Origin of the sequence: uncultured Enorma sp., from assembly GCA_905210055.1 — a bacterium.
Taxonomy (GTDB): Bacteria; Actinomycetota; Coriobacteriia; order Coriobacteriales; family Coriobacteriaceae; genus Enorma.
The window spans coordinates 1-16,410 of sequence record CAJLVH010000003.1 but is presented as its reverse complement, the minus strand read 5'-3'; the positions used below and the strand labels follow the sequence as shown (position 1 = coordinate 16,410).

Below are 16,410 nucleotides of genomic sequence, written 5' to 3'. Positions count from 1 at the left end.
CGTGATGAGACTGCTTCGGGGATGAGACTTCTCGTATTGATTTCGGCGCAATCATCTCCGTCGTTAACGCGTGCTCCCAAAGGGCGGCCCCGATGAGAAGCGGCTGCCCGCCACGCTGTACCCCGAATTCGCTGGGCTTGCAACGACGCGTCATCCACCCGCTGTGAATAATCGGCTATTTACGGATGCCGCAAGCGCGGTAACGACGAAGCACGGTACGATAGACGGGTAGTGCCATTCAACGAGGGGAGCGAATATGGCAGAGTACAAGACGGATATCGAGATCGCGCAAGAAGCGGAGATGTGGCATATCTCCAAGATTGCCGAGAAGGTCGGTCTTTCCGAAGATCAGCTCGATTACTACGGCAAGTACAAGGCGAAGGTCGATATCCATGCGCTGCGCGATATGCCGCGCAAGGCCAAGCTCGTCCTCGTGACCGCCATCAACCCCACGCCGGCGGGTGAGGGCAAGACCACCACGTCCGTCGGTCTCGCCGACGCCCTCTCGCGTTTGGGCAAGAAGGCCGTGCTCGCGCTTCGCGAGCCGTCGCTCGGTCCGGTGTTCGGCGTGAAGGGCGGCGCCGCTGGCGGCGGTTACGCGCAGGTCGTCCCCATGGAGGACATCAACCTGCACTTCACCGGCGACTTCCATGCCATCGGCGCGGCGAACAACCTCCTTGCCGCCATGCTCGATAACCACATCCAGCAGGGTAATGCCCTTGGCATCGATCCCAAGCAGATCGTGTGGAAGCGCGCGGTGGACATGAACGACCGTCAGCTCCGTCACATCGTCGACGGTCTCGGTGGCAAGGCGCAGGGCGTGCCGCGCGAGGACGGCTTCGACATCACTGTCGCCTCCGAGGTCATGGCCGCCTTCTGCCTGGCGAGCGACCTCATGGACTTGAAGCGTCGCCTGGGCAGCATGGTTGTTGCCTACACCTATGCCGGCAAGCCCGTCACCGCTTCCGATCTCAAGGCTGAAGGTGCCATGGCGGCGCTCCTCAAGGATGCCATCAAGCCGAACCTCGTGCAGACGCTCGAGCACACGCCCGCGTTCGTCCACGGCGGTCCCTTCGCGAACATCGCGCACGGCTGCAACTCCGTGCAGGCGACCGAGTGCGCACTCAAGCTCGGCGAGTACGTCGTGACCGAGGCCGGCTTCGGCGCGGACCTGGGTGCGGAGAAGTTCCTCGACATCAAATGCCGTTTCGCCGATCTCGATCCGGATGCCGTGGTCGTCGTGGCGACGGTGCGTGCGCTCAAGTACAACGGCGGCGTGCCGAAGGCCGAGCTCACGACTGAGAACCTCGAGGCACTCGAGGCGGGTCTTCCGAACCTGCTTCGCCATGTGTCGAACATCAAGGACGTCTATGGCCTGCCGTGCGTCGTCGCCATCAACGCGTTCCCCACGGACACGCCTGCCGAGCTCGCGCTCGTCGAGCAGAAGTGCCGTGAACTCGGCGTGAACGTCGCGCTGTCCGAGGTCTGGGCGAAGGGCGGCGAAGGCGGCGAGGCGCTCGCGCAAGAGGTCATGCGCCTGTGCGACGAGCCGCACGAGTTCCGCTTCTCGTACGAGACTGGTACGCCCATCGACGAGGCGCTCGAAGCCATCGCCATCAAGATCTACCATGCCGACGGTGTGGACTACACCCCGCTTGCGAAGCGTCAGCTCGGTCAGCTCAAGGAGAATGGCTTCGGCAACCTCCCCGTGTGCGTGGCAAAGACTCAGTACTCCTTCACGGACGACCAGCATAAGCTCGGCGCGCCCGAGGGCTTCCGCATCACGGTGCGCAACCTCAAGGTTTCCGCCGGTGCGGGCTTCGTGGTGGCGCTCACGGGCGACATCATGACGATGCCGGGCCTGCCGAAGGTACCCGCCGCGGAGAAGATTGACGTGGACGAGAACGGCGTGATCACGGGGCTGTTCTAGTTACTGTATCCCATTGACCCTTCGTCGGATTATCATGCGGGGCTTGTCCTCGCTTCGCTGCGAAATCACCCCGCAGGATAATCCGGCGAAGGGTCTGAGGTGACGTGCTTGAACAGCGTCGTTACCACTTCGTCGAGCCCCGGGATCATCCTAGGGTAAGCACCTTTGGCTGGCTCGGTGGGGAACTATATAAACATGCATGGGCACACTGTTGTAGAGTGCTTCGAATCGGCCACCGGGGTCGTTCTGGTGGTTTTGAATGGAATTGGATGGTCTATGACCGAGGAGATGTTGGTCGAATCGTCGCTTACCGATCTGTCGTGCAGTGCGTTTGCCGCTGAGCTTGCGGCGAAGAAATCCGTCCCCGGTGGCGGGGGAGCGGCGGCGCTCGCGGGTGCGCTCGGTATCGCGCTCTGCTCCATGGCAGGACAGTTCACGCTCGGTAAAAAAGCGTATGCCGATGTCGAGGATGATGTTCTGCGTATGCTTGCCGAGGCAGAGGATATTCGCGGAAACCTTCTTGAGCTCGTTGAGGAGGACGCGACGTCGTTCGCTCCGCTTGCGCGCGCGTATAAGATTCCCAAGGACGACCCTGCCCGAAAAGACGCCATCGCCGAGGCCACGCGGGGTGCCTGCCGCGTCCCCTTCCGTATCATGGAAGAGGCCGCGCGTGCGATACGGGTGCTCGAGGAGATGGAACGCAAGGGGAGCGCGTTCATGGTGTCGGACGTGGGGTGCGGGGCGTCGCTCTGCGCCTCTGCGCTTGAGGCTGCGCGCCTCACGGTGCTGGTGAATACCGTCGAACTTAAAGGCGATCCGCTGGCGGACGAGCTCGATCGCAAGGCCGATCACATGCTCGAAGATTGCCTTCCGCGCGCCCAGGCTATCGTTCGCTCCGTTTCTGATCGCTTGCGCGGGAAGGAGTAGGCATGGCTCAGATCCTGCGCGGCGCGCCCGTCGCCGCCTCCATCACCGCGGAGCTCGCCGCGCGCGTCGAGGCGCTTCGTGCTCGCGGCGTCGAGCCCACGCTCGCGATCATCCGCGTGGGCGAGCGAGCGGATGACCTTTCCTATGAACGCGGCGCCTGCAAGCGCGCGGAGAAGGTCGGCGTTGCGGTCAAGCACTTCGTATTGCGGGAGGATTGCTCGCAAGAAGAGTTGCTCGCCACCATTGACACGGTGAACAAGGATGCTTCCATTCATGGGTGTCTCATGTTCCGCCCGCTTCCGCCTACGCTTGATGAGGCTGCTGCGTGTGCCGCGCTCGATTCCGCGAAGGACGTCGACGGCATCACGCAGGGATCGCTTTTCGGCGTGTTCGCGAATGAGCGCGTCGGCTTTCCGCCGTGCACGGCGGAGGCAGTCGTTGAGCTCCTCGAGCGCTCGGGGGTCGAGCTCGCGGGCGCGCGCGTGACGGTCGTGGGGCGCTCGCTCGTGATCGGCAAGCCGGTTTCCATGATGCTTCAGGCGAAGAACGCCACCGTCACCATGTGCCATACGCGCACGCGCGATCTCGCGGCGGCGTGCCGCGACGCCGAGGTGCTCGTGGTCGCGGCCGGGCATGTCCGCACCGTGGGCGCGGACGCCGTGTCGGCGGGGCAGACCGTCGTGGACGTGGGTATTAACTGGGACGACGAGGCAGGCAAGCTCGTAGGCGACGTCAACTTCGATGCCGTCGAGCCCCTCGTAGCGTCCATCACGCCCGTTCCCGGTGGCGTGGGTGCCGTCACGACGGCGATCCTTATGAAGCACGTGGTCGAAGCCGCTGAGCGTTGACCCATTTGACTCATTTGGGGACGGGGTCGTTTTGAGTCATCCACCGATTGATGTGTGCGCCGGTCACGAGAGCGCTACAATAAATGACTCATTCAAACCCGTCCCAAATGAGTCATCCGAGTGAGAGGGGCAAAGATGGCCATCGATAGGGAGCGTGCTGAACGCGCCATCCGTGAGTTCCTCATCGCGGTGGGCGAAGACCCCGACCGTCCCGGCCTCGTTGAGACGCCCGACCGCGTCGCGCGCGCCGCCGAGGAAATCCTGGGCGGCTATGATGACGAACCCAAGCACCATCTGCGCAAACAGTTTCATGAGACCGAGAGCGAGGACATGGTTATCGTCCGCGACATCCCGTTCTCTTCGCTCTGCGAGCACCATATCCTGCCCTTCACGGGCAAGGCGCACGTTGCCTACATCCCGCGCGCGGGGCGCATCACGGGACTTTCGAAGATCGCGCGGTGCGTGAACGGCTACGCGCGCCGTCTGCAGCTGCAGGAACGGCTCACGTCCCAGATCGCGGACGCCATGATGGCAGAGCTCGACCCCATGGGCGTGCTCGTGGTGCTCGAGGCTGAGCACATGTGCATGACTATGCGCGGGGTGAAGAGCGCCGGCGCCCTCACCATGACCTCTGCCGTGCGCGGGGTCTTCCGCAAAGACATCAAGACGCGCGAAGAGGCTTTGCGCCTCCTCGGCCTGTGATGAGGTGGTTGGATGGGTTGGTTGGGGACGTGTTCCTTCCAACCCATCCGACCAACCCGCCCGTCTTAGCAACTTCGTAGAGAAAGGATGCCGATGGCCCAGGAACCCTATCCGAATCCGCTCATGCGCACGCCGGCAGAGGTGGAAGCCGCTGCAGAAGACGCTGGCGTCACGAAAGCCACGGCTCCCGCTGCACGCCTTTTTGTGCTTGCTGTGCTTGCCGGCGCCTTCATCGCGCTTGGCGGTAGCTTCATGCTCATCGTGAAGGCCGACACAAGCTTGCCCTTCGCGGTAAGCCAGGTGCTCGGCGGACTCGTGTTCTGCCTGGGGCTCTTCCTCGTGCTCGTCGCGGGCGCCGAGCTCTTCACCGGCAACTGCCTCATGGCGGCGGGTGGCCTTTCGCGTCGGTATCCGTTCAAGGGAATCCTTAGAAACTGGATCATCGTCTACGCGGGCAACGCGGTGGGTGCGATCCTTATTGCGGGCCTCCTCACCCTCGCTGCGTTCGGCGACATGGGCTCTGGTGCGGTGGGAGATGCCGCTATCACTGTTGCGGCATCGAAGGCGTCGCTTGCGCCCGCCGTCGCGTTTGCGCGCGGCATCCTCTGCAACATCCTCGTGTGCCTTGCCGTGTGGATGGGTTTCGCGGGTAAGACAGTGTGCGATAAGCTCGCTGCGACGGCGCTGCCGGTCTGTGCGTTCGTGGCTCTCGGCTTCGAGCACAGCATCGCGAATCTGTTCTTCTTGCCGCTCGGCCTCATGCTGGAAGCGGCTTCGGGTGCTGCCGGTATCACGGTCACGGGCGTTGCCATGAACCTCGTCTGCGTCACTGTGGGAAATATCGTGGGCGGCGTGTTGGTAGCGATCGCCTATTGGACGGCATACGCGCCCAAGTTGAAGCGATAGGGAAGCCGTGTCCATGCGTTCCTTTGGCGCGCTTGCACGAAAAGACTCGCTCCGCGCGGCGTTCAAACAGAAGCGCCTCGCGCTTTCGCCTGAAGAGCGCGCGAGCATCGATGCCGTGATTGCTGAGCGCGTATGCGAATTGCCAGAATTCGAAAACGCCCAGCTTGTCGCCTGCTATCTTTCGATTGGTGCGGAGGTCGAGACGCGCGGCATCATCGAGCGCGCCTGGCAGGAGGGCAAGACGGTCGCTCTGCCGCGCTGTGTACCGGCATCACGCCGTATGCGTTGGTACACGATTGATTCGCTCGACGGTCTTGAACGACACGCCTTCGGTATGCAGGAGCCTGCCGAGGACCCCGCTCGCGAGGTGGATCTTGCCGTGCATAAGGGCGCGCTTGCAATCGTGCCCGCCCTCGCCGTCGACATGCAGGGGTTTCGCTTGGGATATGGCGGCGGGTATTATGATGTGTTTCTTGCCGAATTATCTGGCGTCTCCGTTGGTTTGTGTCGCGAGGTGCAGGTTGTAGAGGACCTTGCGGCGCTCGGTGCACGGGAGCGCTACGATATACCGGTAGACCTGGTGATTACCGAAACCCGTTTCCTGCGTGCGCATCGCGGGGACGAACCGCGTACCGTATAGAAAGCACTTTCATGGAACATCTTTCGCCCTATGCCATCCCCTTCGACGTGCCCGAACTTCCTTTCGAGGAGGCTGTCGCGCTCGCCGCGGACACGGGCGTCATCTCGGGTGACGCCGGCCCATTGCTTGAGACCGTCGTTGACATGCTCGACGTTCTCGAGAGGCCGGATGCTTACTATGACGTAATCCAAGTTGCCGGCACGAACGGCAAGAGCTCGACGGTGCGCTTTGCCGCTGCGGCGCTTGTGGGCGAAGGCCTTCGCACCGCGCTCTATACCTCGCCGCACCTCGTGCACTATCCCGAGCGCATGGAAATCGATGGCGCTATCGTCTCGGATGCGGCGTTCGCCCATGGCGTCTCCGCTGCCGTTGAAGCTGGCCGGCGCGTGAATGAGGCGCGGTGCGGGCGCGGTGAGGCTGCCTATACGATCACCCCCTTCGACCTGCTCACGGTAGCTGCGCTCGTCGTCTTCGCTGAAGCCCGCGTTGAAGTTGCCGTACTCGAGGTCGGCCTCGGCGGGCGCTGGGACGCGACGAGCGCGACAAATCCGGTTGCCGTTGCGGTGACGGGCATTGGGCTCGACCATACGCGTATCTTAGGCGACACACTCGCCCAGATCGCGACAGAGAAGGCGGCGATCATTAAGCCCGGACGCGCCGTGGTGCTCGGCGAGGGGACGCATGAGCCGAGCGTTCAGCGTGTGATGGACGAACGCTGCGCCTGGGCGGGCGTGGAGCCGGTGGTGTCACGTCACCAGATCGAGCGGTTGCCCCAACGGCTAGGTGACGACCTCGTGTTCTCGTGCGTGACGCCGCGCGCGTCGTACCGTATCGCGCTTTCGAAGCCTGCGTATCAGGCGCAAAACGCCGCTTGCGCCATCAGCCTGGTCGAGGCATACCTCGGCCGTCCGCTCGATGCCGAAAGCCTTGGCCGCAGCTTGCGCGGCTGTCCCACGCCTGGTCGCTTCGACGTGCGGCGCGAACGTCCGCTTGTGCTCATCGACGCGTGCCATAACCCGCAATCGTGCGCATCGTTCGCGGGGTCGCTCGACGAGATCGACCCGTGCGTCGGCCGTCGCCCGACGCTCCTTATCGCGACGCTTTCCGATAAAGACGCTCGCGGCATCGTGCGCGCGCTCGTACCCGCGTTTCCCCGCGTCCGCGTGACCCAGACCGCCTCCGAGCGCGCGCTTCCTGCAACGGAGCTTGCCGCGCTCGTGGCCGAAGAGCTCGAGCGGGAGGGGAGGGCGCAGGAAGATCTCGTTGCCGTGCATGCAACAGTTGCGGACGCGCTCGACGCCGTAACCGCTGCGGGAGAGGACATCGTGGCTGCCGGTACCATCACCCTTGCCGGCGAGCTCACCCGCCTGTTGTGATGGTCTGCCAAAAGCTGCCAAAAGGGACAGTCCCTTTTGGCAGGGGCTGCCGTCACGGACGTTTGCTGCGCCGAGGCTGTGGATTTTTGGCAGGATGCGCGACTCGGTATACAATGTATCGTTGTTTGTACCAGCACTTGTGATCACTTCAGCTGAAAGGTATCGACCGCTCATGATGGAATACATCCAACAGCTCATGACGCCGCAGGTCATGACTGTCATTTATCTCTTCATTGCGTTCATCGTCGCGCTGTACGTGCTCTCTGTGGTCTACGTGTTCGTCGACGCGCGCCGTCGCGGCTCCCAGTACTTCTGGGCGTGGGGTCTGCTTTCGCTCGTCCCACTCGTCGGCCTCATCGCCTACAACGTGCTTCGTCCGAGCAGCTACCTCTCCGACCGCGAGGAGCAGGAGCTCGACATGGCGCTTCGTGAGCGCCAGCTCGCTCAGTACGGCACGTGCCCGCGCTGCGGTGGGCCCATCGAGAAGGATTTCGTCGTGTGCCCGGTGTGCAACACCCAGGTGCGCAACGTCTGCCCCAGCTGCCACAAGCCGCTCGACGCCCATTGGAAGGTGTGCCCGTACTGCCGAACGCACATCCAATAGGCGCGCCGCCGGTCTTGACCGGAACTTCGTTCGCGCCCGATAACGCTCGCATCCCGGTGGTATCATCGGGTGCGGGCGTTTTTGTATGAGGTGCGCCGCGCGCCACCCCGTAGGTGATGCGATCCGCGCCTCGCCCCCTGTTCCTTGGTACTAACCATCTGCTATTCCTCTCTACGATAAGGAGCAAGCAATGAAGGTTCTGTATAACGACGGCCACGTTGACGAGTGCCCGGCAGACGAGGTTACCCACGTCGTTCGCCACAGCGCCGCTCACATCATGGCGCAGGCCGTGAAGCGCCTGTACCCCGAGGCCGACTTCGCCTACGGTCCGGCTACGGACAACGGCTTCTACTACGATATCGACCTGCCTGAAGGTCAGAAGATCTCTGAGGAGGACTTCCCGGCCATCGAGGCAGAGATGAAGAAGATTGTGAAGGAGAACCTCAAGTTCCAGGTATTCGAGCTTCCGCGCGCGGAGGCTATCGCGCTCATGGAGGAGCGTGGCGAGAAATACAAGGTCGAGCACATCGGCGATCTTGACGAGGATGCTCGCATCACCTTCTACCAGCAGGGCGAGTACATCGATATGTGCGTGGGCCCGCACCTCACCTACACCAAGGCGCTCAAGGCCTTCAAGCTCACGGGCGTCTCGGGCGCCTACTGGAAGGGCGACAAGGACAACAAGATGCTCACCCGCGTGAACGGCACTGCCTTCGCCACGAAGGAGGAGCTCGACGAGCACCTGCGCCTGCTCGAAGAGGCCAAGAAGCGCGACCACCGCAAGATCGGCCGCGAGATGGACATCTTCATGATGCGCGACGAGGCCCCAGGCTTCCCGTTCTTCCTGCCCAACGGCATGATTCTCAAGAATGAGCTTTTGAGCTACTGGCGCGAGATCCACCACAAGGCGGGCTATGTCGAGATCTCCACGCCGCAGATCATGAGCAAGCACCTGTGGGAGACCTCCGGCCACTGGGACCACTATAAGGACAACATGTACTCCACCGTCATCGATGACGAGGAGTACTGCATCAAACCCATGAACTGCCCGGGCGGCGTGCTCGTGTACAAGAGCCGTCCGCACAGCTACCGCGAGCTGCCCATCCGTGCCGGCGAGATCGGCCTGGTGCACCGCCACGAGATGCGCGGCGCCCTGCACGGCCTCTTCCGCGTGCGCTGCTTCAACCAGGACGACGCCCACCTCTTCGTCCGTCCCGACCAGCTCACCGACGAGATCGTGGGCGTGGTGAACCTCATCGACTCCGTCTACCAGAAGTTCGGCTTCACCTACCACCTCGAGCTCTCCACGCGTCCCGAGGACTCCATGGGTTCCGATGAGGATTGGGAGCGCGCCGAGGCCGGCCTGCGCGAGGCACTCGAGCGCTTGGGTAAGGAGTACGTGGTCAACGAGGGCGATGGTGCCTTCTACGGTCCCAAGATCGACTTCCACCTGGAAGACTCCCTCGGTCGCACCTGGCAGTGCGGCACCGTGCAGCTCGACTTCCAGATGCCGCTCAACTTCGACCTCGAGTACACGGACGCTGATGGCTCCAAGAAGCGTCCCATCATGCTTCACCGCGTGTGCTTCGGCTCCATCGAGCGCTTCATCGGTATCTTGATCGAGCACTTTGCTGGCAAGTTTCCCACCTGGCTCGCGCCGTGCCAGGTGAAGGTGCTGCCCGTCTCCGAGAAGAGCCGCGATTATGCGCTCGAGGTGACGGCCAAGCTCGATGCCGCCGGCATTCGTGCCGTGTGCGACGAGCGCGACGAGAAGATCGGCTACAAGATCCGCGAGGCGCGCAACATCGACCGCCCACCCTATATGCTTATCCTGGGTGAGCAGGAGGTCGAGGCGGGGAACATCTCCGTGCGCGATCGTTCGAACGAGACGCACGCCGCCGAGCTCGATGAGTTTATCGCAAGCGTGCGCGAGGAGATTGCCACGCGTCGATAGACCCACTGCTAGCTGCGGCAACGCGCTGCGATATTCGTGCATCACAATGAGGGCGGGTTTTCGGCAGGCATCTCCGAGAACTCGCTCGTTTCTATGCCCGCCGTATCAACTTGTTGCTTACCGCGGCGTATGCAGTAACTTGCCGTATACTTAGCTCATGAGCTGTCGAAAGGGGAGGGCATGTCGCTTCATCTTGACTTGGTCCATGCCTATGCCGCGTGCCACGGTGCGCGGGCGACGTGGTTCGTGCGCGCATGGGATGCGGCGGACGTGCTTGCGAAGACGGGTGTCGTGGGGACGCATGACCGTCTGGTCGCGTGCGCAGACGACCGACCTGATCGCGTGGTGAAGCTGTTTCGCTGGCAGCGTCTATCGTTTGCTGCTGCACCCGAGGCAGATGCCTTCCTTTTGGCATCTACGGGCGTGAATGAAGCCCAGGCGGAGGCGGAGCGCCTCGTGCCTCAAGGTTCCCCCGCGTCGTACGCGCATCCGGCAGGCATGTCTTCAGGTAGGTTGTTCTGGCTTGTGCCTTCGGTAAGTGCGAAGACCCTGCGCGTAGCAGATATCCGCGCGTTCGCGCAGGCAGCGAAGATGGCGGGTGCCACGCTTGTGGTGGATAACACGCTGCCGACGGTGTTCGGCTGCCGTCCGCTTGCGCTCGGGGCGCATATCTCGCTCGAGTCCCTCATGGGCACGTTCAGCGCTGCGGTATCGGAGCCTGTCGTCGCGGTCTCCGTTGCGCGCTCCCAACGGAAGCAAGGACGCCATCAGGTCGCAGATCCTTACGCGGAGGATGCCTTCCGCCTGCTTTCCTTCGGACTCGGCGCGCCATCGTCTGCCGCGGGCGCTGCGCGTCCAAGCGATACGGACCTTGCTGCCGTTGCCGCGGCGCTCGATGAGCTTCCCGATACCGCGCTGCAACGCTTCGACCATGCGCGCGCCATCGCATCGTACCTTTCGTGTCACTCTTCGATAGGTTGCGTACGTTATCCGGGTTTCGCGACGCATCCCGATCGCGACGTCGCGGCACGCGTGCTCGAGCATGGTTTCGGCGCATATGTGAACTTCACGCTTACCGGCTCTGGTCTCGAAGGCGCCAAGTCGCGTTGCGAGCGTTTCCTCAAGCTATTTGAAGAGGTGCGCGCGACCGCGTTCGGAGGCGTCCGCGGTACACGTGCGACACGGCTCGTGCTCGTGGAGATCGGTGATCTGAGCTGCCTTCAGCTCTATGCCGGTCTTGATGATCCTATTGATGTCGTTGATAGCCTTGACCAGGCACTTCGCCTTTTCTGCAATCCTCCTGAGCCCTAAACCCTATCAGGTAGCTGCGGTATTCTGCCGTACCTACGTTTTGTCTCATGAGTTTGACCCGGCGCGCCGGTAAATGGGTGCGCTGGGCTTTTGCTCTGGCTGGCCGCAGATGCGTGCATTCGGCGCTTTGGAGGTTCAGATGATGCCGGTTACCCTGGCAATTGTAGTCGAGAGCTTGTTTTTGGGCGTGGCACTCGCGATGGATGCGATGGCAGTCACGCTTTCGAACACGCTCTGCGAGCCCGATATGCCTGCGGGTAAGAAGTTCACCATGCCGCTCTTGTTCGCGATCTTCCAGATGGCGATGCCTATCGCCGGCTTTTTCGGCGGAACGCTCATCGCGCCGCTCATCGAGGCATACGCAGGTATCGTATCGCTTGTGATCCTAGCGTTCGTGGGCGGAAAGATGATCGTCGAGGCAGTACGTGAGCTCCGCGACCCCGAGGCATGCGATCCTACGCACCTCACGTATGCCACCATCTTCGCCGAGGCGATTGCCACCTCGATCGATGCATTCGTTGTCGGCGTATCGTTTGCTGCGAGCGGCGCGAACATTGTACTTTACGGCGGCATGATCGGTATCGCGACCTTTGTGTGCTGCTTGGCGATGCTGTTCATTGGGCGTCGTTTGGGTGCGCACTTCGGCAGCCACGCCCAGATTGCCGGCGGCGTGGTGCTTCTCATCATCGGGTTGAAGGCGCTTTTGGGCTAACGTTTCTGCGCGCGGAGGCTAGCAGCGGGGGAATGCGCTGGGGGGGTATGCACCGAATCGATGCGCGTAAACCCACTCGACCCATATGTGAACGGAGAACGCGCGTTTTTCGGCTGTAACGCTCACTCAGCCCAAATATGGACGTCTTGATGGACTCGAGGCAATCATAGTTGCAAAACACAAGGCTTTTACCAGGTCATTTCCTGCAACAATCTGAACGATTTCCATCCGACCCAGATTTGTACTGCAACATCCGTACAAATCTGGGTCGAGTGGATCTTGGCGCATCGTTACGGTGCGGATTTGAGTCGAGTGGCTGCAATCAGGAGGAACATGGTGCAGATTTGAGCTCATCGCGTATCCGTATCATCGAACAGCAGCTGGTGCCAAAGGGCATATTGCTTGGCGCGAATCGCGGGCGTCGCACCTCGTTTATGAAACGGCAGCTCCTGGTCGATTGCTGTAGCGAGGATGTCGAACTCCAGCCAGCTATGGAGTTGTCCCTTGCTGAGGCTCGTGAGCTCGACACCCATCATGCGCAGCGCGTTCGCCTTGCGCGTGTCGCGGTCGTGCGCTTCGTTGCCAAGATGGTGCTCGTCGCTGTCGTACTCGATGTTGTGCCGTAGGGACTCGATGAAGACATCCCCCTCCACGTACCCGCGTTTGGCGACGGCACACGCTTCGGGTGAGAGATCGATCTGCTGGTTGAGCACCACGCCGCGAATTCCGTAGCCGCCGAGGCGTCGGGGCAACGCGAGCATGGCCGCAATCTGCGCTTCCTTGGGAGAACGCGCTCCGCCGACGAAGTGATCGAGTATTCGCCTGCCGCGCGCTTTGTGGCAGGTTGCGCGCGACCGATTGAAGAACGAGCGCAGCAGCTCGGGTGAAGTGAGAGCGGCGCGCCCGTGCATGCCTTCGGCTCCATCGGGCTCGAGCGAATACGCGCCTGCGAGTTCGGAGGCGAGCATCCACGCATGGGCGGTGTCTGTGTAGGTTGCCAGCTGGTGATAGACGAGCTCGGGACGTGCGACGTACACGCCTTGCTCCACCTCAATGAATGCAGCTTGGTGTGATGCGTCTGTATCGAGATGGCATCGGACGGCGGCCGAATGCCGGCGCATCTGCGGGGATGTCACCATCAAGTCGAGCGGCAGGGGCAGGTCGAAGAGGCGCGCCAACGCAGCACATTCGGACGCGGAAGGAACACAGGCGCGTCTTTTGCCAAGCGCTGAAACAAGTCGCGCATCTGTCTGTGCAGCATTACCGTGCGCAGCATCACTCGAGCAATCCTGTATCAGGCGGCGGACGAAGTATAGTGTGGTATCGGATCTGTACAGGCGCAACGCCGAAGCGCCAGCTATGAGCACGTAGCTCTTGTTGGTATCGAATGCACCCATGCACAGTCTCCTCCCATTGTGTGTTGGCGGGGGGAGCGGATGAGGCGCGGGTGCAGTCATGATAGCAGGTCGTCACCATAGGTAGGGAGAGGTATATGTACGATTCCGCGAGCGGTAAACGCCGATGTATACCGTGCCGGCGAACGGTAGCACGCGTTTCTTTCGCTAAACTATCTACTACCAGGCGTATGGTGGGAGGGATCGTGATGGCCAGCTTTGAACCGCGTCACATCATCGTCACCGGCGGGTGCGGGTTCATCGGATCGAATTTCGTGCGCTGGGTGGTGCGCGAGCAACCGGACGTGCACGTGACGGTGCTCGATAAGCTCACGTATGCCGGCAACCCGCAGAATATCGCCGACATGCCCGAGGATCGTGTGGAGCTTGTGGTTGGCGACATCTGCGACGCTGCGCTCGTAGATCGCCTTGCGGCGCATGCGGATACCATCGTTCATTTCGCGGCGGAAAGCCACAACGACAACTCCATCGCCTGCCCCGGCCCTTTCGTGCAAACGAATGTCCAGGGAACATTTACTCTGCTCGAGGCAAGCCGCGCACATGGTCTGCGCTTCCATCACATCTCGACAGACGAGGTCTACGGCGATCTTGCGCTCGACGACCCGGCGCGCTTCACCGAAGAGAGACCATACCATCCAAGCTCGCCGTATTCGAGCACCAAGGCCGCATCGGATATGCTCGTGCAGGCGTGGGTGCGCACGTACGGCATTTTCGCCACGATCTCTAACTGCTCGAACAACTACGGTCCCTACCAACATCCGGAGAAGTTCATACCGCGCCAGGTGACCGGGCTTCTGCGCGGGGTGCGCCCGCGGCTGTACGGCGATGGCCTTAACGTGCGGGACTGGATCCACGTGGACGATCATTCGAGCGCGGTGTGGGCGGTGCTCACACGCGGGCGCATAGGCGAAACGTATCTCGTGGGAGCGAATGGAGAACGCTCGAACATCGATGTGGTACGCGCGATCCTGCGTGCGTTCGGCCGCGATGAGAACGACTTCGACTGGGTGCGTGATCGCCCAGGTCACGATCGACGGTATGCAATCGATGCCGGTAAGCTTCGTAGAGAATTGGGATGGGAGCTACGATTTACGGATTTCGAGGAGGGGCTGCGACAGACGATAGCGTGGTACCGCGACCATGAACCCTGGTGGGCTTCAGCGCGTGAAGATGCTGAAGCGCGCTATGCCGAGCAGAGAAGGTAGTGCTTGAGGGCTCTGAACAGCGGTGATACGCTCACTGCCGCCTGCTTGCCCTCCAGCGCAAAACAGATCACGTTTCTACCTTAATGCTTGCTTGGCCTATTGGCGAACTGTGGCTCGTCGGTGCGCTCGCTGGATTCAAGTGCTGCCGGCCATTCGATAGCGCTTATTCACTCGGCCAAAAGATGGATTTCGGTTCGGCTTGTTGCTCACTCGACCTAAATATTGGCCAACTTCCTTTCTCTCGCCCATTCGACCTAGATTTGGGCCCGGCTTCGCCTCGCTTGCCCATTCGATCCATATTTGAACCGATCGTGAGGTACATATTTCTGCCAAGTGGGGTATTTCAGCAAAATGCCTGATACAGAATTGATACGAATGGGACAATCGATACATATTTGGGGCAAGTGGCGTCAACCCCTCGCCTGGAGGACGCCTCCGTACATATATGGGGCGAGTGGCATTAAAAAATCTACATCCGGAGGCATTCGCCGTTCAAAGGTGGTTCGAGCGGAAATAATTCCCGTCCCAATCAACACGTTGCGTGCTATTTCGGCACGAGTGCCACAGGGGCGAGGTGGGCTGATCTCCGTCGCAAATGGCGGCTCCTCGGACCAGCGCCTTGGCTGCATGCGATGATTCGGTGGCATTGGCCCTCCAGATGTGCGAACACGGTGACGCCACGACGGCATCCTGCTAACGCGCGCCTGCTGTGCGCTACAATACGTCACCAAGAACGCCCGGCCAGGCGGTCTTTCAGCGAAATCGCGCGGCAAGGGACGGCGCCGCTGTGCCCGCCCCCAGATCGCGCCCAAACCAAGAGGAGGAGTATCCATGGCCATGTTTTTCCCCGGTGAGTCCCATACGTTCTCTGAGTACCTGCTGGTGCCCGGATACTCGTCTTCCGAATGCATCCCCGCGAACGTCAACCTCAAGACCCCGCTCGTGAAGTACCGCCGCGGCGAGGAGCCTTCCATCAGCCTGAACATCCCCATGGTCTCTGCCATCATGCAGTCCGTCTCCGGCGAGAAGATGGGTATCGCGCTTGCCACGGAAGGTGGCATGTCCTTCATCTACGGCAACCAGACGCCCGAGTCCGAAGCTGCCATGGTCAAGGCCGTGAAGGATCACAAGGCCGGTTTCGTCATCTCCGACTCCACGCTCACGCCCGATATGACCATGCAGGAGGTTATGGATCTCAAGGAGAAGACCGGCCACTCCACCATGCCCGTCACGGAAGACGGCACGGCGCACGGCAAGCTCCTCGGCATCGTGACGAGCCGTGACTACCGTCCCTCTCGTGACGACCCGCAGATGAAGGTCGCGACGTTCATGACCCCGCGTGAGCAGCTCATCGTGGGCGACAAGGACATCACGCTCAAGCGCGCCAACGACGTCATCTGGGACAACAAGCTGAACGCTTTGCCCGTGGTGGACGAGAACGACCACCTGGTGGGTATCGTGTTCCGCAAGGATTACGACAGCCATAAGTCAAACCCCAACGAGCTTCTCGACGCCAACAAGCGCTACATGGTAGGCGCGGGCATCAACACACGCGATTACGAGAAGCGCGTGCCGCTTCTGCTCGAGGCGGGTGCCGACGTGCTCTGCATTGACTCTTCTGAGGGTTTCAGCGAGTGGCAGAAGCGCACGATTGAGTGGATCCGCGCGGCGTACGGTGATGAGGTCAAAGTGGGTGCCGGCAACGTCGTCGATGGCGACGGCTTCCGCTTCCTCGCGGATTGCGGTGCCGACTTCGTGAAGGTGGGTATCGGCGGCGGCTCGATCTGCATCACGCGTGAGACGAAGGGCATCGGCCGCGGACAGGCGACGGCGCTGATCGACGTGTGCGCCGCGCGCGACGAGGATTTCCGCGAGACGGG

General features: G+C 61.7%; 14 protein-coding genes. 13 read left to right on the top strand and 1 reads right to left on the bottom strand.

What is annotated here, in order from left to right; all coding sequences use genetic code 11:
* Positions 1–256 precede the first annotated feature (256 nt).
* The 11 genes from QZ079_RS00635 to QZ079_RS00585 all read left to right on the top strand — a co-directional run bounded on the left by QZ079_RS00635 (position 257) and on the right by QZ079_RS00585 (position 11,910).
* Positions 257–1,930, top strand: a complete 1,674-nt coding sequence (locus tag QZ079_RS00635) for a formate--tetrahydrofolate ligase (RefSeq protein WP_297033720.1) — start codon at positions 257–259, stop codon at positions 1,928–1,930.
* A 276-nt stretch (positions 1,931–2,206) separates the two neighbouring features.
* A complete protein-coding gene (locus tag QZ079_RS00630) occupies positions 2,207–2,857 on the top strand; it encodes a cyclodeaminase/cyclohydrolase family protein (RefSeq protein WP_291288341.1) in 651 nt (216 codons plus the stop codon).
* Positions 2,858–2,859: 2 nt separating this feature from the next.
* Positions 2,860–3,705 (top strand): bifunctional 5,10-methylenetetrahydrofolate dehydrogenase/5,10-methenyltetrahydrofolate cyclohydrolase, encoded by an 846-nt coding sequence (locus QZ079_RS00625; RefSeq protein ID WP_297033716.1) that lies wholly within the window; start codon positions 2,860–2,862, stop codon positions 3,703–3,705.
* Positions 3,706–3,840: 135 nt separating this feature from the next.
* Entirely contained in the window at positions 3,841–4,407 is a 567-nt protein-coding gene (folE, locus tag QZ079_RS00620) for a GTP cyclohydrolase I FolE (protein WP_297033713.1), read from the top strand.
* Positions 4,408–4,500: 93 nt separating this feature from the next.
* On the top strand, positions 4,501–5,313 hold the full coding sequence (locus QZ079_RS00615) for a formate/nitrite transporter family protein (protein ID WP_297033710.1): 813 nt from the start codon (positions 4,501–4,503) through the stop codon (positions 5,311–5,313).
* A gap of 13 nt (positions 5,314–5,326) precedes the next feature.
* Positions 5,327–5,953: a 5-formyltetrahydrofolate cyclo-ligase gene (locus QZ079_RS00610; protein ID WP_297033707.1), complete on the top strand. Its 627-nt coding sequence runs from the start codon at positions 5,327–5,329 to the stop codon at positions 5,951–5,953.
* Between the two features lie 11 nt (positions 5,954–5,964).
* The gene (locus tag QZ079_RS00605; RefSeq protein ID WP_297033704.1) at positions 5,965–7,329 is read left to right on the top strand and encodes a folylpolyglutamate synthase/dihydrofolate synthase family protein; all 1,365 of its coding nucleotides are present in this window, start codon (positions 5,965–5,967) and stop codon (positions 7,327–7,329) included.
* Positions 7,330–7,501: 172 nt separating this feature from the next.
* Complete coding sequence (locus QZ079_RS00600) at positions 7,502–7,933, top strand: zinc ribbon domain-containing protein (RefSeq protein ID WP_291288346.1); 432 nt, start codon at positions 7,502–7,504, stop codon at positions 7,931–7,933.
* Between the two features lie 190 nt (positions 7,934–8,123).
* Entirely contained in the window at positions 8,124–9,887 is a 1,764-nt protein-coding gene (gene thrS, locus QZ079_RS00595) for a threonine--tRNA ligase (protein ID WP_297033692.1), read from the top strand.
* 180 nt (positions 9,888–10,067) lie between these two features.
* Positions 10,068–11,198, top strand: a complete 1,131-nt coding sequence (locus tag QZ079_RS00590) for a PLP-dependent transferase (RefSeq protein WP_297033682.1) — start codon at positions 10,068–10,070, stop codon at positions 11,196–11,198.
* 139 nt (positions 11,199–11,337) lie between these two features.
* Positions 11,338–11,910, top strand: a complete 573-nt coding sequence (locus QZ079_RS00585; RefSeq protein WP_297033678.1) for a manganese efflux pump MntP family protein — start codon at positions 11,338–11,340, stop codon at positions 11,908–11,910.
* 350 nt (positions 11,911–12,260) lie between these two features.
* Here QZ079_RS00585 and QZ079_RS00580 read toward each other — a convergent pair whose 3' ends face one another.
* On the bottom strand, positions 12,261–12,947 hold the full coding sequence (locus QZ079_RS00580; protein ID WP_297033676.1) for a hypothetical protein: 687 nt from the start codon (positions 12,945–12,947) through the stop codon (positions 12,261–12,263).
* Positions 12,948–13,513: 566 nt separating this feature from the next.
* On the opposite strand from QZ079_RS00580, the gene rfbB reads away from it, so the two are divergent.
* Together rfbB and QZ079_RS00570 are read left to right on the top strand one after the other, a co-directional pair.
* Positions 13,514–14,530 carry a dTDP-glucose 4,6-dehydratase gene (rfbB, locus tag QZ079_RS00575; RefSeq protein ID WP_297033673.1) on the top strand — a complete coding sequence of 339 codons (1,017 nt, stop codon included), beginning with the start codon at positions 13,514–13,516 and terminating at the stop codon, positions 14,528–14,530.
* Positions 14,531–15,361: 831 nt separating this feature from the next.
* The coding region (locus QZ079_RS00570) for an IMP dehydrogenase (RefSeq protein WP_297033669.1) at positions 15,362–16,410 on the top strand (1,049 nt) is incomplete at its 3' end.